General features: G+C 53.5%; 14 protein-coding genes. 10 read left to right on the top strand and 4 right to left on the bottom strand.

Translation table 11 applies throughout. The features are described 5' to 3' along the window. Positions 1–120: 120 nt before the first annotated feature. Genes H2508_RS09895 through H2508_RS09905 form a run of 3 tightly spaced genes read right to left on the bottom strand, consistent with a single transcriptional unit; the run spans position 121 to position 3,535 of the window. Entirely contained in the window at positions 121–1,506 is a 1,386-nt protein-coding gene (locus H2508_RS09895; RefSeq protein WP_182172602.1) for a hypothetical protein, read from the bottom strand. Between the two features lie 2 nt (positions 1,507–1,508). Continuing rightward, a complete protein-coding gene (locus H2508_RS09900) occupies positions 1,509–2,369 on the bottom strand; it encodes an SDR family NAD(P)-dependent oxidoreductase (RefSeq protein ID WP_182172605.1) in 861 nt (286 codons plus the stop codon). Next, a complete protein-coding gene (locus H2508_RS09905; protein ID WP_182172608.1) occupies positions 2,366–3,535 on the bottom strand; it encodes a sulfotransferase family protein in 1,170 nt (389 codons plus the stop codon). The genes H2508_RS09900 and H2508_RS09905 overlap by 4 nt, the downstream gene beginning before the upstream one ends. Before the next feature lie 160 nt (positions 3,536–3,695). Here H2508_RS09905 and H2508_RS09910 point away from each other — a divergent pair, with 160 nt between their 5' ends. After that, positions 3,696–4,337, top strand: coding sequence for a TetR/AcrR family transcriptional regulator (locus tag H2508_RS09910; protein WP_182172611.1), 642 nt, complete (start codon positions 3,696–3,698; stop codon positions 4,335–4,337). Positions 4,338–4,358: 21 nt separating this feature from the next. On the opposite strand, the gene H2508_RS09915 is transcribed toward H2508_RS09910, so the two are convergent. Further along, positions 4,359–6,230 carry an N-acyl-D-amino-acid deacylase family protein gene (locus H2508_RS09915; protein ID WP_182172614.1) on the bottom strand — a complete coding sequence of 624 codons (1,872 nt, stop codon included), beginning with the start codon at positions 6,228–6,230 and terminating at the stop codon, positions 4,359–4,361. Between the two features lie 55 nt (positions 6,231–6,285). Here H2508_RS09915 and H2508_RS09920 point away from each other — a divergent pair, with 55 nt between their 5' ends. The 9 genes from H2508_RS09920 to H2508_RS09960 all read left to right on the top strand — a co-directional run bounded on the left by H2508_RS09920 (position 6,286) and on the right by H2508_RS09960 (position 17,358). Beyond that, positions 6,286–7,923 (top strand): protein adenylyltransferase SelO, encoded by a 1,638-nt coding sequence (locus H2508_RS09920; protein ID WP_235965169.1) that lies wholly within the window; start codon positions 6,286–6,288, stop codon positions 7,921–7,923. A gap of 116 nt (positions 7,924–8,039) precedes the next feature. After that, on the top strand, positions 8,040–9,662 hold the full coding sequence (locus H2508_RS09925) for a tRNA-dihydrouridine synthase (protein WP_182172617.1): 1,623 nt from the start codon (positions 8,040–8,042) through the stop codon (positions 9,660–9,662). 78 nt (positions 9,663–9,740) lie between these two features. Continuing rightward, positions 9,741–11,078 carry a Na+/H+ antiporter NhaA gene (gene nhaA, locus H2508_RS09930; RefSeq protein ID WP_182172620.1) on the top strand — a complete coding sequence of 446 codons (1,338 nt, stop codon included), beginning with the start codon at positions 9,741–9,743 and terminating at the stop codon, positions 11,076–11,078. 154 nt (positions 11,079–11,232) lie between these two features. Next, on the top strand, positions 11,233–12,132 hold the full coding sequence (locus H2508_RS09935) for a LysR family transcriptional regulator (protein ID WP_182172623.1): 900 nt from the start codon (positions 11,233–11,235) through the stop codon (positions 12,130–12,132). Between the two features lie 117 nt (positions 12,133–12,249). Further along, on the top strand, positions 12,250–12,948 hold the full coding sequence (locus tag H2508_RS09940) for a pirin family protein (protein ID WP_182172626.1): 699 nt from the start codon (positions 12,250–12,252) through the stop codon (positions 12,946–12,948). Between the two features lies 1 nt (position 12,949). Beyond that, the gene (locus H2508_RS09945; RefSeq protein WP_182172629.1) at positions 12,950–13,687 is read left to right on the top strand and encodes a sulfite exporter TauE/SafE family protein; all 738 of its coding nucleotides are present in this window, start codon (positions 12,950–12,952) and stop codon (positions 13,685–13,687) included. 306 nt (positions 13,688–13,993) lie between these two features. Beyond that, a complete protein-coding gene (locus H2508_RS09950; protein WP_182172632.1) occupies positions 13,994–14,587 on the top strand; it encodes an NADPH-dependent FMN reductase in 594 nt (197 codons plus the stop codon). Beyond that, positions 14,587–15,513, top strand: coding sequence for a pirin family protein (locus H2508_RS09955; RefSeq protein WP_182172635.1), 927 nt, complete (start codon positions 14,587–14,589; stop codon positions 15,511–15,513). The genes H2508_RS09950 and H2508_RS09955 overlap by 1 nt, the downstream gene beginning before the upstream one ends. A 21-nt stretch (positions 15,514–15,534) precedes the next feature. Then, positions 15,535–17,358: an amidohydrolase gene (locus H2508_RS09960; RefSeq protein WP_182172638.1), complete on the top strand. Its 1,824-nt coding sequence runs from the start codon at positions 15,535–15,537 to the stop codon at positions 17,356–17,358. Positions 17,359–17,360 lie beyond the last annotated feature (2 nt).

Consider the following 17,360-nt stretch of genomic DNA (forward strand, 5'->3'; position numbering starts at 1 on the left):
GCTTGGGGTGAGACTTCCTTGCAATCTGTATTGATGCTAGCACAAGCTCAGCACTTCGCCGTTTCAGCACCGGCCAAGTGGACTGCCAGTGCTGATCTGCATTAATGTGAGCAAAGCCCCTTAAAAGACACGGTAGCGGCGCTGTACATGCTGCTGGCGCAGTGCAATGTCGCGGCTCCGCTGCTCGGCAGTGACCACAGGCGTATCGGCTGGGAAACAATCCCTAATTTCAGCAAAGCTCACTTTACGCGCCGAAATTGTCGGCCAATCCTGTTCTGGCGGCAGTACAGAATAAGCCCAGCGATTGGACAAGTAGCCTTTTTTAAGCCCGGTAGTATCAATCCAGTTAGGCACTCCAGGATCGCGGTGAGCTACCACCCAGCGCTGCACCCCATCTGCTGCCATGTGCATTTGAAAGCCATTCAGACTGCTCTGGTGATTAGCATAGTCGGGTGACTCGCCCCACAGATTGCCCAAGTGCAAACTGGTATAGACCGGCTCACCGCTGTATGTCGCCTCGATGTAAAGCGCCTCATCTTGTTCAAGATCAAAGATGCCGCCGGCGTAAATATTAGTACTCATACCGCCGCCGGTATCACCAGAAGCCCCATTGGGTTTGTTATAGCCGTTTACCGGCATGAAATAACGCCCATCCTCGGGCCCGCCATGGCTGCCATTACAGTTCAGCACGCGGTCATAGAAGGCCAGCCAAAAGTGCATTTGCCCCCGCACAATGCCACCGAGCCGACGCAACTGTTCGGCAGTGCGCGCGCTACTTAAGGGCTGTGGCTGGCTGCCCTCGGTGTCCAGCGCTGTGATATTGAACTGAATTGCCTGCTCGCGTTGCCAGTCGTAAAACAATTGACGGCCGCTGATATAAGTAGCGAAACGCTCCTCACCATCAGGCTTAGCCCGAGGTGGTGGCTTGCGGGTGCAGATAAAGTTGCCCTCGTAACCCTCTGGCTTTTCCGGCCCAAGCAGCAACTCAAAAGCGCCATCATCAGCGACCAGAATTTGTGATGAATCCAGGGTTCCAAAACCGGTCCGAGTACCCGGCGTCAGCTCACGCAGGTCACCCGAGTCCCCGGCAAGCTGTCCGCTCTGAGTTTCAAAAATCACATACTGCGGCGCGAGAGGGCCCGACTCCACTCGCGCTTCGCCGCGCCAGTGGCGAGTATCGGGCAGGGTGGCGTGCACTCGGTAGTACTTACGGCCATCGATGGGAGCATAAAAGTAAATCGCATCTGAATTGTCGATGGTCGATTTATTGTAAACCGACAAGGCATTGCGAAAGGCCGGAAAGTCGGGGTCCTCATGAAAGCTGCGCTCTACCGCATGATGGATAAAACCAGCCAGATAGCGATAACCTTCGGCCAGCGTGCGGTCCTCTGCTTGCGGTGGAAAGAACTCTGGGTGATCAATAGCATCTCGGGCAGCCTGTAACTCACTGATCAAGTCATCCCAAGCCTGTCGTAAAAGCTCCTTGCTCTGCTGCGCATCATTCATCCTTACTCACCCCCCGTCTGCTCATCAAGTTGCGCTGCTAAAAAAGCATCACCTAAGACACGCTGTCCATCGAGGCTGTAAACCTTGGCGCCAAGGGAGTGCAACAAGCGGCGACTGTAAGCCACTTGGCCTAAGAGTTGCCCCGAGCACAGTTGCAGTGCGGCCTCTGCCATAACTTCTAATGGTTCCGCCATGTCAGGATTGCGCTCGGCAATATCTCGCACATGGGCTGCCCCTGGCGTTAATACGATGCTCTCTGGCGCGAGGGTATTCACATAGACCCCCTCCCCCGCCACTTCGTGAGCCAAGCCGAGGGTATAGCGATTTAAAGCCGCTTTAGTCGCACCATAAGCCGCGATAGCATGCGCCGCCATCGCCGAATCGCGATAAGGCACCTGTGGTTGTTCACAGGTAGAAGAGCTAATGTTAAGAATCCAACCCTCTCCTCTGGCGCGCATGCCCGCTAGAGCTTGCTGAGCCAGATCGATCGGCGCATTCAAGTTTAATTCGTACATCCAAGTACGCTGCGCTGCTGTCACCTTACTGGGTAAACCCATCTTGGCGCCGGCAGCGTTGTTAACCAGTATTGATAAAGGCCCCAGGGCTTGCTCAGCGCGCGCTACTAAATCGGCGCGGGCCTCTGGATCACTGAGGTCACAGACCAGTGCGACAACCTTGGCGCCACCGGCGCTCAACTCCTCTACCGCGCCTTCCAGCGTCCCTGGCAGTTTGCCATGCGCCCCGAGACGCGACGCACACAGGGCCACGTTCGCGCCTTCGGCGACAAAGCGCTTCGCAATGGCTAGCCCAATGCCGCGACTAGCGCCAGTAATCAGTGCCGATTTACCCTGCAATTGTTTCATTTCTTATCTCCTTGCTCGTTGTCGCTTATAGATTGAGTGCGTCGCGGCCAGCCGTATTGATCAAACAGCTCAGGCAACTCGGCTTCGATTCGCTCCGGTGATAACTCGTAATCATCAATCGTATACTCAAAGCTTGTTTTGTGGCCACGCTCGCGCTCTTCCTGCTGCTTGAGCCAGTGGTCAAATTCGTCGGTCATAGGCAGCGACAACTCTTGGTAAACCTTTTGCAGCGTTGCTCGTGGCTGCGTAGTGATGTCGCGGTAGTCGACAAAAATTTGCGCTGTGTTGGGATGGGCCGCCAGCACCGCAGCGGGATGGCGGAAAGACTCAAAGGAAATATCCGTCATCACCCGCAAAGAAGCGGCATATTGCTCGGGCTTCCAGCCGCGTCCCTTCCAGGTGATTTCGAGCAGTCGCAGTGTGCTCGGAATACACTGATGCGGATCGCGCATCAGCACCACAAAGCGAGCGTCGGGGAAGGTTTCAATCAAGGCGCTAACCCAGCCACACATCAGCGGATTCTTACTCAAATGAATACGATCGCCGCCATTTAGCAGCAATTGACGTTTCACACACTCACGATAGTGGTGTAACCAACGGCGACGCTTTTTAGCTGACATTTGATCGACATGAAACAAATCGATCTTATCCATCATTGGCACGTCCAAAGCCCACTGCTGAGTCACAAAGGCAGCGCGCATCACAAACTGATCTTCTTCAGCGTTCCACAAACTCATATCGTGAATATGGCGGAACTTGCCGAAGGTTTTATCGTCCCACTCCCGCAGGCGCTGTTTAATTGCTCCGCCCAAGCAGCGCGCATCAAAGTACCCAAGCCCACGAATGACCTTTTTTTGTAGCAGGGAGGGAAACAGTAGCTCCCAATACAAGAAATAACTGAAAGTATCGCCATCGGCGGCCAGCAAACGGTGCGCCAGCGTGGTACCACTGCGTGCATGGCCAATAATAAATACTGGGCGCTGCACTTTTTGCCGCCACAGACTGGGAAACAGGACATAGTCCAATAAAAAACACAGGCTGTGAAATAGGGTTGCCAGAGGCACTAGCAATAGCAAGCGAAACAACATACGAGGGCGGCCAGGCCAATCGCGCAAAGACCAAACATGGCGCAATACCCGCCCATAATAAACCCAATCAAAATACACCGCTTGCACTCCTAGCTAATAACACAGACCATCAGCCTAGGGTGCTAGGCGCGGGCCCGCAACTGGCATTTAGCCACCCAAAACAAGTAGGCAAGCCTTTGATTTTTATATGATTTATAAAGTATCACTCTAAGACCTTACATTTTAAAGCAGTCCAAGAATGCCAAAACATCAACCCCCTAGAGCGCGCAAGCGCCCCAAGCAAAGCCGCTCAGTTATGGCCGTACAAGCCATCCAACAAGCCTGCCTAAATATCCTGAACAGCGAAGGTGCGGACAAACTGACCACCGAGAGAATCGCCGATGTCGCGGGGGTGAACATCGCCTCGGTGTATCAGTACTTTCCAAACAAAGAGGCCATCCTGAGCGATGTCTACGAAGAGCTGCTAACGGAGATGGCCGATCGTGCGGCACAGCGTTTCTTGGAAATACAGGCACTGGCGGAGGAATCACTCGAAGCCACTCTCACTGCTATCATCGACTTAGAGTGTGAACAGCTGTTAGCGCTGCAGAGCTTAGACCCGAACTTTTTTCTGAAGTATCAGCACAGTTTTGATATCCACCAGCGCGTGAACGAGCTCACCCAAAGCCAGAGCAACCCCTCCTGGGAGGAATGGCTAGATCAACTCCTGCAAAGGAGCTGCCCACCGAGCGAGCAGGCCGAGCTTCGCGGATTACTCCTAAGGCAAAGTCTGCAGGGCAATCTACATATTACCCTGCGCGATCGGCCCGAGTTGTTAAGCTCTGCCAGCTTTCGTAAAGAGCTGCTAAAGCTCTTGCTCGGCTACGTGCAAGCGCCTTGATATAAGGCACTATCAAAACACTCAAGCCGCATGTAAGGCTCTGCCTAGTGGTCGGGATCCCAAAGCGGCAGTAAAGTCACTGCCATCCCAAACTAACTCACCGCGAATCAGAACTTGAGTCACCACACCGTCGGAGCGGTTCACCATCTGATCGTGCTCAAATAGCTCACGGTACTCGAGCTTGCGATGGTCATTGCTATCCCAAGCCGCAAGGGCTTGCGGATCTATCATCGTGATATCTGCCTGGGCACCGAGCTCAATACTGCCCACGTCCAAACCAAAGAAAGCAGCAGGTTCACGGGTTAGGCGCTTGACCATCTTGCTCACGGTGGCCATGTCTTGTTGCTGAGCCAGCTTGAGTGACATCAAGTTGGCATCGAAAAAGGCCATGTTAGTAATGTGTGCGCCGGAGTCATTAAAGCCGGGCAATGCGTGGGGATGCATGAGAAACCCCAAGGTCGCGCGGTTGCCGACATTACTGACATCCACCCAGAAGCGGAACTTCTTGTCATATTGGCGCAGTAAGCCCAGCATAAAATCAGCGTCATCTGTTATCGGGGCGCTAAAGCCTTCAAAAGCGATACGCTCCTGCTCTGAGCGAGCCTCGCCAGCCTTGCCGCGCTGGAATCGCAGCAATCGCTCGAAGACCTGCTGCAAACTTTCGCCCTCCCACTCAGCTACCGGCGCACCATCAAAAATCATCAGGGCGAGGTCACGCACCACTAAGTTATCTGGCATACCGATGCGAGCCATTAGGTGGGCCAGATTGCGCCCCCGGCGCCCGTGGTGCCAGTCACGGCGGAAGTCCTCGACAAACTGGGGGTCATTGAGCAGAGCCAAGCGCCCCTCAACATCATCGTACTCTTTGGCAATCACCCGACAGGCGCTGTCTAGCTCTTCAAATAAAGGACTTACAATGCCATCTGACCACACCCGAAAATTGGTGCCCAGCGCTTGAAAATGTATCTGGCCATTAAATAAACGACTATTCAGCAAGGACGCAAAGCGCAGGAAGGCATGGGGGACCCTAGGCGCTAGGGCAAACTCCATGACCGACAGGGCCGAAGTTTTCAAGCGCTTGCCAAATAAGCGGCCGCTAGACAGCATAAAGTAGCCCAAGGCTTTCAAGCGGTTGTCCAAAATCGGCGTGGTTTGCCAAACTCGGTCGTGGCGGCGCACCACAGCAAGCAAGCGCTTCATCTCAGAAAATGTCGCAAACTGTGTAGGAATGCGCTTATCCGTATTAGGCGCGTTGGCTAAATAGTGGAATGGCAGGCCGTCAGTCGACAGCCCCAAATAACCCTGCTGCATAGCACTTTCCAGTAGCGACTCCATATGCGAGAGCTCTGCTTCAGTTGGCTCTCGAGAGATACTATCCTGCAAGCCCATGGCCTCAATCCGCAGCATCGAATGAGGTACAAAACTAGCCACGTTTGGCCCCAGGGCTAGCTTGTCAAAGTGCTTCATATAATCGGCCGTGTTATCCCAATCAATGGCATCGACACATTTTTCTAGCACGGCTTTGGGAATGTTCTCTACGCGGGTGAAACAGTCGACAATAGGATTTTGCTCGCCCTCTATTTGCCGCCCAAAACAGGTGCCCAGACTGCAGTTGCCAAACAGCACTGTGGTGGTACCGTGGCGTACCACTTCAGGTAAACGCGGATCTAAATCGACTTCCAGATCTAAGTGAGTATGGATATCTAAGAGACCCGGCATCAGCCACTGGCCGCTGCCGTCAATCACCTCTTTGGCCGCAGCCTGCGGCAAGTCCAAGCCCCGGGCCGCAATCTTGCCCTCAGCAATGGCTATATCTTCCTTCCGTGGCGCCTCGCCGCTGCCATCAAACACCAAAGCACCGGTGATCAGTACATCCCATGTAGCCGTAGTCATCTTAGGCCCTCACTAAACTATTATTTGTCTCCGAGTCTAGAACAAGCAGCTAGGCATGACCAGAACAGCTAACGAGCTATTAGTAGGCCACTTAGAAGGCGGCCATGAGTCGCTCTGCTGTTATGGGGCTTTGCCGGATGCTACAGTGCGACTCAATCCAACCCTTGATATTGTCGGGTCCTGCCCGAGGCGAGTTCTCATGCCCAGCACCAGCTTAAGCTCAAAACTAGTTTTTAATAACAGTTACGCTCACCTGCCCAATGTATTTTTTAGCTCACTGTCCCCAACAGCAGTCACTAAGCCTTCGTTAATTCGAGTTAACGAGGCGCTGGCCACAGAACTGGGTATTGATCCGAACTGGCTGGCCTCAGATGAGGCGCTAGCGATACTAGCGGGAAACCGAGTACCCGAGGGAGCAGAGCCCATAGCGGCGGTCTATGCCGGCCACCAATTTGGTCACTTCAATCCACAACTGGGCGACGGTCGCGCCATCCTACTGGGAGAAATGCTCAGCAGCGAAGGGCGGCGCTTCGACATCCAACTCAAGGGCTCTGGCCCCACCCCCTACTCCCGAGGTGGCGACGGCCGCTCACCGCTGGGCCCAGTGTTGCGGGAGTATTTGATCAGCGAGGCCATGCACACTCTGGGCGTGCCCACGAGTCGGGCACTGGCAGCTGTGGCCAGTGGCGACACAGTAATGCGTGACAGCCCCCTGCCTGGCGCCATTCTGACCCGAGTGGCCAGTAGCCACATCCGCATCGGCAGCTTTGAATATTTTGCCGCCCGCAAGGATTATCAGGCATTGGAAACCCTGACCCGCTATACGCTCGAGCGGCACTATCCCGATCGCCTGCACAGCGACAATCCGGCACTGGCACTCTTAGAAGGCGTGATTGAGCGACAGGCGAGACTGATCTCGAGCTGGCAGTTACTGGGCTTTATTCACGGCGTGATGAATACCGATAACATGCTGCTCTGCGGGGAGACCATCGATTATGGACCCTGCGCGTTTATGGACAGCTTTAACCCAGAAACTGTGTTTAGCTCCATTGATCATCATGGCCGCTATGCTTATCACCAGCAGCCCGCCATCGCCCACTGGAACCTAGCCGTACTGGCACAGTGCCTGCTACCACTGCTGCACGACAATCAGGATCAAGCGGTCGAGTTGGCACAGGCCGCTGTCGACACCTTTCCCGAGCACTTCCAAGCAGCCCACCTTGCCGGACTCCAAAAAAAGCTGGGGCTCAGTGAAACCCGCCCCGAAGACCAACAGCTGGTGGCAGATTTGTTTGAGCTGATGAGCAAGCATGGCGTAGATTTCACCCTATTCTTCCGCCACCTGGCGGATCTCGCAGCCCCGCAAAGCACATCCTCTAAGGTGTCAGAGCTATTCACCCTACCCGCCAGCTTTTTGCCCTGGCTACAGCGCTGGCAGGCGCGCTGCGAGCTGGACAAGTGTGGGGCAGCTGAGCGCCAGCAGAGCATGTACCGAGCCAACCCGGTCTATATTCCGCGCAACCATCTGGTAGAAGAACTAATCAACAGCGCCACCTTCGACAATGACTTTAAACCATTTCACCGACTGGTAGAGCGCCTAGCTAAGCCCTTTGAGTTTGAGCCACAGGACTCACGCTATGCCCTGCCACCGGCAGCAAATGAAGTTGTGCAGCGCACTTTTTGTGGTACTTAAGAGCGAAATCGCCCCTTGATCGTGCTTAGACTCACACCGGTCGAGACAGTATAATTGCCGCTCATCCGGCCTTTGGGTCGAGCCCTGAATCACTTAACTAAACTTCGAGCAGCGCATTGACTATCGAATTCTTTGGCAAGACCCTGTCCGGCCCCTTCACAGTGCCCTCCGGCATCGTGAGCACGGCGGTCCCCATTATTCAGTACATCTTCGACCACATGCCAGAAGTGGGTGTGTTGACCACTAAAAGTATCGGTCTAGAGCCACGCCTAGGTAATCGAGAACCGGTGTTAAGCCAATACGCACCGGGCTGCTTTGTTAATGCCGTGGGACTGACCAACCCTGGGGCGCATAAATCCGCTGAATTGATGGCGCAGCTCAAAGTGCCAGAAGACCGCTTCCTGCTCACTTCGATTTTCGGGGGCAGTGTAGAAGAGTTTGTCGAAGTGGCAAAAATTATGGCCCCCGTCTCGGATGGTTTGGAGCTCAACCTATCCTGCCCTCATGCTAAAGGCTATGGCATGGCTATGGGCCAAGACCCCGAGCTGGTTCGAGAGATCACTGCTGCGGTCAAAGCCGTAGTGGATATCCCGGTGATCCCCAAACTGACCCCCAATGCACCCAATATCGGCGTCATTGCCCAAGCAGCAGTAGCCGGTGGCGCAGATGGCATCTGTGCGATCAACACGGTCGGCCCCGGTTACACCTCCGCCCATGGCGAGCCCATATTAAGCAACGGCGCCGGCGGGATGTCAGGTAAAGGCGTGCTGCCTATTGGCCTCAAATGTGTTCGGGAAGTTGCGCAGGTCACTGGCCTACCCGTCATTGGCTGTGGCGGTGTCAGCAGTGCCGATGACGTGCGGGCCTACTTTGATGCTGGCGCCACTGTAGTCGGGGTCGGCTCTGCACTAGTGGGCATGACCACTGAGGAAATGGCCGCTTACTTCCAGCAACTAAGCAGCGACTTAGCCACTGACGGCAACCGCGCTGAAAGCCATATCCGCTACGATATCGATATGCGCTTTAATCCCGTGACTCTGGTGGAAAACAAGCGCGTCTGCCACGACATCACGGTTCTCACTTTTGACCGCAAGATCAACATACAGGCAGGTGAATTCGTCTTCCTGTGGATCCCCGGCCTGGGCGAAAAACCCTTCTCGGCAATGACAGACGACCCATTCTCTCTGGCAGTGATCGATGTCGGTGAGTTTACTCACGCGCTGATGGATTTGCCCGAAGGCACTCAGGCCTATGTCCGCGGCCCCCACGGCATCCCCGTATCCCCCCCAGAAGACGCCACTATTATGGCGGTCGCCGGTGGCACCGGGCTGGCTGCGGTGTACCAAATTGCTCGCGACTTCGGCAACGCGCATATCTTCACCGGCGCAAGAACTGCTGAGCGACTGTATTTCTTAGAGGAATGCCGGCAAATTGCCGACGTGCATGTTGCGACCGACGATGGCAGTGTCGGCTTCCACGGGGTGGTGACCGAATTGCTTCGGCAAGCACTGGAGAAACTGTCGGCCGATGAGCTCGACAAACTGGTGTTTTACAACTGTGGCCCAGCCCCCATGGTGCATGCCGCGGAAGCTGTGCAGCGCGAGTTCTGTCGCCCCGAGCAAATTTTCAATGCCATTGATTACCTGACTAAGTGCGGAGTGGGCATCTGCGGGGCCTGCGCCCTGCCAGATGGGCGCCGATCTTGTGTTGACGGCCCCTTCCTCGGCTTAGGCAACTAATCATCTACAATAACTATGCCGCGCAGTCACAGCGCGGCATAGTCAGCACTCTTCTCACTCTTTAAAAAAGACTGTCCTATGTCACGAGGTATTTACCACGCTCCCTGGGAAAAAGCTTTCGACCGGCTGATGACGCCGCTGGAAGAGTTTATCCATCGCCAAACCACCAGCGGCATCCTGCTGATGGCCTGTGCAGTAATTGCCTTAGTGATTGCCAACAGTCCCTGGCACGACGTCTATGAAGACTTTTTACAGACAGCCATAACACTGGGGATTGGCGAGCACAGCTTTTCGTTTACCGTGCATCATTGGATTAACGAATTGCTGATGACCTTCTTCTTTTTAGTGATGGGGCTAGAGCTTAAGCGCGAACTGCTAGTAGGAGAGCTGTCTTCACCGCGACAGGCCTTCCTGCCCATTGCTGCGGCACTCGGCGGCATGCTCATTCCCGCCCTAGGCTACTGGGTGTTCAATACTTCCGGGCCGGGCGTCGACGGCTGGGGGATCCCCATGGCCACCGATATTGCCTTCGCTATCGGCGCTTTGAGCTTACTCGGATCACGTATTCCAAAAGCCTTAGTGACGTTTTTGATCGCACTGGCGATTGTCGATGACCTCGGTGCCGTCGCCGTTATTGCCCTGTTCTATACCGATTCCTTAAACATCAACGCCTTACTCTACACCTTAGCCTGCAGTGGCCTAATGGTATTTCTTAATATCGCTGGCATTCGCGCCTCCCTGCCCTACGCCATTGTCGGTTCACTGCTATGGGTGGCAATGCTGGCCTGTGGCATTCACGCCACAATCGCCGGGGTGATTATTGCCTTTAGCATCCCAATCCGGCCTAAGTTTGAAGCGGATACCTTTATCGACCGAGTCGAAGTTGCCTCGAGAAACATGCGCCGCGTTGTTCGGGAACAACCAGACATCATTCACAATGAGCCCTTTCGCGCAAAAGTGACCGCGCTGGGCAAGGGCGTAAAACTGGTGCAAGCTCCAGCGCAGCGTGCTGAACGGGCCCTCCATTTACCAGTTGCCTACCTGGTGATTCCTATTTTTGCACTGGCCAATGCGGGTATCCCAGTGGACTTCGCTAACTTTAGTGACTACTTAGGCAACAGCATCACTTTGGGGGTGTTATGCGGTTTGGTCCTCGGTAAGCCGCTCGGCATTGCCGGCTTTTCTTGGCTGGCAGTGAAGCTAGGCTGGGCAGACTTGCCCAAGGGGATTAACTTTAGTCACATTATCGGTGTCGGTTTGCTCAGCGGCATCGGCTTTACCATGTCAATTTTTATCGCTGATTTAGGCTTTGCTGGGCAGGCCCACGATTTACTGATGGCTAAAACCGGCATCTTACTAGCCTCCTTAGTGGCGGGCTTGAGCGGCTTTTTTCTACTGCGTTACTTAAGCCGCTAGTTGCTGCCGATGACAGGTCTTTAGTTAATTGTTTTGGGTAAAGACTAAAGAGCAGCTCTGTTTACAGTTCTAGTGAAACGTGGATTTCCTATAAGCTAGAAAAAGGTACACTCTATAAAAAATAGATAGTTCATTTGCTCAGGGGGAATCCGCATTGCACAAAACTACGCTGGAGCAGTGGCGGATGTTTAAAGCTGTCGTCGATGAAGGCGGTTTTAATCAAGCAGCCAGTAAAATCCACAAAAGCACATCAAGCATTCATCATGCTGTTAGCAAATTAGAAGATACGCTTGGCGTTAAGTTATTGGTGGTAAAGGGCCGCAAAACCTCACTGACAGATATCGGCCAAGTGCTCTTGCACCGGGCTCAGTACTTACTTGAAGAAGTTAGCCGCATTGAAGCAGTGGCTGACTTTCTAAGCTCTGGCGTTGAGACAGAGCTGCGCATCGCCGTTGATGCCGCCTTTCCCCAAGACACGGTTTTCCAAGCATTAGAAAAAGTCTCTGCGCTGTTCCCGCAAATTAATATAGACCTTATTGATACCATACTATCAGGTGCTAATGAGCTATTAGCGGAGGGCAACGTCGATATTGCCTTATCTCCTCTACCCATGAATAACGGCCTGAATGATGAGCTATGCTGCATAGAGTTTGTGGCTGTTGCGCATAAAAATCATGCCCTGCACCAGCTAGGCCATGAGCTGAGTGTGGAGAATTTAAGATCGTTTCGACAGGTTATCGTCCACGATTCCGCCATCCAGAATAAAACTGATGCTGGCTGGCTGGGAGCAAAACAACGATGGTCTGTCAGCCATTTACATACCTCGATAAAACTGGTCGAAAACAATATGGGTTACGCTTGGCTACCTTTGCCCGCAATCAAGGATGCCTTAAGCGAGGGCACTCTTAAGCGCCTCCAGCTTAAAGATGGCGGCAGCCGGAGGGTGAGTTTTTACCTAAACTACTTCGATAAAGACCGCGTCGGCCCTGCAGCGCGAGAATTTATGGGAGAACTGCGCTTATCAACGATGGATATGTCAAACTCAGAGACATAGTAAGCCCAGCATTCCGCTCTACGTTCTAGTATCTAGAATAAAAGGCATCAAAATATGAAATTCTTATGATGTCTTCGATTCGCTAAGATTGCCCCCATCACAACTGAGGGGAACACTATGTATTACCTACGATATGGCAACGAACGTGGCCGAGCAGACTTTGGCTGGCTCAAGAGTAAGCATTCTTTCTCTTTTGGAAATTACTTTGACCCCAAGCACATGGGTTTCTCAGCACTGCGGGTCATCAATGATGACACCGTTCAAGGCGGCGCTGGCTTTGACACGCACGGCCATCGAGACATGGAAATTATCTCCTATGTTTTAGAAGGCTCTATCGAGCACAAAGACAGTATGGGTCAGCAGTATATTGTGCCTGCCGGTGATATTCAGCGTATGAGCGCTGGCACAGGCGTCACCCATTCGGAGTTCAACCACTCCCAAAATAAGCCTCTGCGCTTTTTGCAAATTTGGATTCAACCCAACAAAAAAGGGGTTGCGCCAAGTTACGAGCAAAAATCTGTTGAACAGCGGGGACCGCTAACCCCACTGGTTACAGCTGATGGCCGTGAGGGCTCACTGTCTATGCATCAAGATGCCAGCCTTTATCGCTTGCAACTGAAGCAGGGGGATGAGTTTCAGCTCGACACACAACAGCGCCCCGGCTACCTGCATGTCATTGAGGGTCAGCTAGAGGCCAACGGCCATCCGCTGGCAGCAGGTGATGCGCTCGGAGCCTATCAGGAGAGCTTAAACATTAGCGCTCAGACTGATCTAACGGCGCTATGGTTTGACTTACCTGCCATCAAGGCGAGCTGAAGTGGCTGCTCCAGATAGTCCCCTGTTCTGGCTACTAGCCATTACAGGGGTTTTATTAACCGGCATTTCCAAATCAGGCTTTGCTGGCGGTGCTGGCGTAGTGGCAGTTCCCTTGCTGTCACTGGTCATGCCCGTCCAGCAAGCTGCAGCACTCATGCTGCCCTTGCTCTTAATTATGGATATGAAAACCGTTCGCCTTTATTGGTCTACGGTTAATCTGCGAGAGGTTAGGGACATAGGCCTTGCCGCTTTGCTGGGTATTGCGCTTGCAGGAACGGCGATGGCCTCACTGTCATCGACAAGCCTGCAATGGATTCTGGCGCTGTTTTGTATTGTTTTTGCTAGCTGGCAGCAACTAACACCGCTACTGGGAAAGTTACCTGGCGCTGCATTTATCTGGGGAACCTTATCGGGTATCAGTAGCACCCTGTTACATGCTGGTGGCCCGCCTATTAGTATTTATTTTTTGTCTAAAGGGACCAGTAAGAAAGTATGGCTGGCGCAGGCAGCGGTCTTTTTTGCCCTGATGAATGTCGTCAAGCTCATACCCTACAGCATGAACAATGTGTGGCGCTTAGAGTTTTTTGTGCTTGATTTGATCTTGTTGCCTCTGGCTATCGCCGGTGTCTATCTCGGCCACAAAATACAGGCTCACTTAAATGAAGCGGTCTTCACCCTGTGCTGTCGCATATTGCTTGGCATCACAGGCACATTACTTCTACTAAAAATACTGCTTTAGAGCGCTTTGAGCAGTGCTCGAGATAAGAGGCTGCCTCGCCAGGCAGCCCTCTGTTAGAACTTGGCAAAGCCAAGTCACTGATATTCTAATTTATAGAATGATAGGGCCAGAATAAATCAATTTTATTCTTTTTCGAAGTCTATAATCTAGAGCACATCCCAGAAGCCTGTGGGGTGTTAGGCACTTCAACTGGGTCACTTAGAAACTTAATAATGTCGTTCGGGTGCAGAGCAGGAACATGAAGTTGATTATTAAAAATCGTTTCTTCTCAACACCCTGAATCCTCAATTTTTAATAGGAGATTTTATGACTGACTCAAGCAAGACACTTAATGTGCTCGGCATTTCCGGTAGCCTGCGGCGTGACTCTTACAATACCGCTGCACTACGCGTAGCCCGGGATAACGCTCCGAGTGACATGAACATTGAATTTGCCGACCTCTCAGAGATTCCTTTGTATAACCAGGACCTGCGAGATGAGAAAGTGCCGGCTGCTGTGACTAAGCTTGTGGAACAAATCATTGCCGCTGATGCCCTGCTGTTTTCTACACCTGAGTACAACTATTCAATGCCTGCTGTACTGAAGAATGCTATTGACTGGGTATCCCGTGAACAGCCGCAGCCCTTTGCCGGTAAGCCAGCAGCTATCATGAGCAGCAGTATGAGTTTATTAGGTGGAGTGCGTGCACAGTACGACTTGCGTCGCTCCATGGTGTTTTTAGATGTGCACTGCCTTAACAAGCCCGAAGTGATGATCGCCTCTGCCCATGAGCGCTTCGATGAGCAAGGCAGGCTCACCGATGAGGATACTAAAGCGCATATCAATAAAATGGTTGTGGCCTTAGGTAAATGGACGCGACTTTTACAGGCTGGAAAACAATTTCAGGCAGGAGATAAATAATGAGTACGCAAACACTAAAACCCACTGAAGATTTTGACCAGAACTGTGTCGAGCCTAGCGGATGCAAAACCGTGGAGCTGTTGATTCAGCCGCGTGACAAGGACCTTGGCGGATTCTCAGTCCGACGCGTGCTGCCGACTCGCCAACGCCGGATGGTTGGACCGTGGATTTTCTTCGACCACATGGGGCCCGCCGATTTCCCCGCCGGCGAAGGTATCAATGTGCGCCCTCACCCACATATCAACCTAGCGACAGTGACCTATTTGTTCGAGGGAGAGATATTACACCGAGACTCCCTCGGCAGTTACCAGCCTATCCGCCCTGGGGATGTCAATCTCATGGTCGCCGGCAAGGGCATCACCCATTCCGAGCGGGAGAGGCCCGAAGTCACTGCAACAGCCCACAGCCTCCACGGGCTGCAACTCTGGCTGGCTTTACCAGAAGCCGATGAGGAGATTGATCCGGCCTTTTACCACTATCCAGACGCCGATATTCCACGACTTGATCTTAAAGGTGTCCCAGTCCGAGTGATTATGGGTAGTGCCTTTGGTGCCACATCACCCGTCAAGGTATTTGCGGACACACTTTACCTTGAAGCACACCTCAAGGCGGGGCAACAGATCATCGTGCCCGATGCCGAAGAGCGTGCTGTCTATGTCGCAGAGGGCGAAGTAAAAGCAAACGACACCCTAGTGCCAGAGCACGCCATGGCTGTGTTATCGAGCGCCCCAGGTATCGAGTTAACGGCTACTCGCGATTCACGCATCGCCATCGTTGGCGGCCAGAACCTAGGCAAGCGCTATATGGAGTGGAACTTTGTGTCCAGTCGCCGCGAGCGCATAGAGCAGGCAAAAGACGAGTGGAAAGCCCAAACCTTCCCCAAGGTCACCGGGGACGAAGAGGAATACATCCCACTGCCTGAATAAGGCAGCTATAGGAGAAATACGATGGCTAAGAAACTAACAGTTCGTATCGCTTTAAGTTTGATTGCCAGCGCGGGTCTTACAGCTGGGGCAGGGGCCGCAGAGGTGCCCAGCACAGACAAAGCATTGTCAGCCGCTAATTTGATCCTGCATAACGGCAAGGTCGCTGTATCCACAGACGATGGCGCTTACCGCTTCGCCGAGGCTGTAGCGATCAGCGACGGTCATATTGCGGCGGTGGGTGGCAGCCAAGAGTTATTGGCGAAGGCTGGAGAGACGGCTCGAGCCATTGATTTACAAGGCCGCACCGTAATCCCAGGCTTGAACGACTCCCACAGCCACGTTGTGCGTGGCGGGCGATTCTACAATTTGGAACTGCGCTGGGACGGCGTCGACAGCCTAAAAGAGGCATTGAGCATGGTCGGCGAACAAGCCAAGCGTACGCCGCAAGGTGAGTGGGTGCGGGTGATCGGCGGCTGGTCGCCCTACCAGTTCGAAGAACAGCGCATGCCCACCCCGGCCGAGTTGACCCGAGCTGCACCTGACACACCGGTGTTTGTCTTATTCCTTTATAGTCGGGGCTTCTTAAACGCTGCTGCGGTGGAAAAGCTGGGCATTACTGAAAACACCCAGGCGCCAAAGGGCGGGCGCTACGAGATGACCAAGGACGGCGGTGCTATCCTCTACGCCGAACCCAATCCCACCATCCTGTATCAGACCATCGGCACGCTGCCCGGTCTCTCAGAAGAGAAGCAGGTCAATTCAACCAAGCACTTTTACCGTGAACTTAACCGTTTCGGACTGACCAGTGTAATTGATGCTGGCGGCGGCGGGCACATCTTCCCGGATGACTATGAAGGCACTCGCAAGCTGTCGGAGCAGGGCGAAATGCCACTGCGCGTGTCCTACTACCTGTTCCCCCAAAGCCCGGAAAAGGAGCTGAGCACCTTCCGCTACTGGGTGAACAATTTCGAGCAGGGTAAAAACCAAGCTGACCTCGCCAATGGCTACGTGCTTGAAGGCGGCGGCGAGTTCCTCACCTGGAACGCTGGTGATTTCGAGAACTTTACCGCAGCAAGACCCGAGATCCTGAGCAAGCCCTACATGCGACAAGAACTCTACGAGGTCACCAAGTATCTGGCCGAGAACAAGTGGCCGATCCGCATTCACGCTACCTATGACGAGAGCGTGAGCAAAATTTTAGATATCTGGGAAAAAGTGGATGCCGAGCACCCCTTCGATGAGCTGCGCTGCACTCTGGATCATGTGGAGACGATCACTGACAGCAATATCGAACGCGTCAAGGCACTGGGCTGCGGCATAGCGCTACAAAGCCGAATGGCCTATGCCGGCGAACAATTCATCGAGCGCTATGGCAAGGACCTTGCCGCCACTTCGCCGCCATTGCGTAAACTCGCCGAGAGCGGCCTCCCTGTCGGCTTGGGCAGTGATGGCACCCGCGTGGCTACTTACAACCCCTGGATAACCTTGTACTGGGCGGTCACCGGCAAGACGGTGGGTGGCACACAAGTCTATCCAAGTGAAAATCGCCTATCCCGCGCTCAAGCCCTGCGCTTACACACCGAAGGTAGCGCTTGGTTTTCAGGTGAACAAGGCCAGAAGGGCCGTATTGAGCCTGGCCAATACGCAGACTTGGCTGTGCTAAACGCAGACTACTTTACAGTGCCAGATGAGCAAATCCGGGACATTGAATCCGTTCTGACTGTGGTGGGAGGCAAAGTTGTTTATGGCGCAGCTGAATATGCTGAGTTGGCGCCACAATTACCTCCGATTCAGCCAGAGTGGTCGCCGGTGGCGCGCTTCAATGGTTACAAAGCCGCTAACTGAAG

The sequence above is a fragment of the Sediminihaliea albiluteola genome, from assembly GCF_014077625.1.
Classification (GTDB): Bacteria; Pseudomonadota; Gammaproteobacteria; order Pseudomonadales; family Halieaceae; genus Sediminihaliea; species Sediminihaliea albiluteola.

Coding starts and splice junctions, on each gene's coding strand:
- nhaA (WP_182172620.1), top strand. CDS start 9,741: ATGTCACGAGGTATTTACCACGCTCCCTGGGAAAAAGCTTTCGACCGG.
- H2508_RS09960 (WP_182172638.1), top strand. CDS start 15,535: ATGGCTAAGAAACTAACAGTTCGTATCGCTTTAAGTTTGATTGCCAGC.
- H2508_RS09900 (WP_182172605.1), bottom strand. CDS start 2,369: ATGAAACAATTGCAGGGTAAATCGGCACTGATTACTGGCGCTAGTCGC.
- H2508_RS09955 (WP_182172635.1), top strand. CDS start 14,587: ATGAGTACGCAAACACTAAAACCCACTGAAGATTTTGACCAGAACTGT.
- H2508_RS09915 (WP_182172614.1), bottom strand. CDS start 6,230: ATGACTACGGCTACATGGGATGTACTGATCACCGGTGCTTTGGTGTTT.
- H2508_RS09920 (WP_235965169.1), top strand. CDS start 6,286: ATGACCAGAACAGCTAACGAGCTATTAGTAGGCCACTTAGAAGGCGGC.
- H2508_RS09895 (WP_182172602.1), bottom strand. CDS start 1,506: ATGAATGATGCGCAGCAGAGCAAGGAGCTTTTACGACAGGCTTGGGAT.
- H2508_RS09940 (WP_182172626.1), top strand. CDS start 12,250: ATGTATTACCTACGATATGGCAACGAACGTGGCCGAGCAGACTTTGGC.
- H2508_RS09950 (WP_182172632.1), top strand. CDS start 13,994: ATGACTGACTCAAGCAAGACACTTAATGTGCTCGGCATTTCCGGTAGC.
- H2508_RS09910 (WP_182172611.1), top strand. CDS start 3,696: ATGCCAAAACATCAACCCCCTAGAGCGCGCAAGCGCCCCAAGCAAAGC.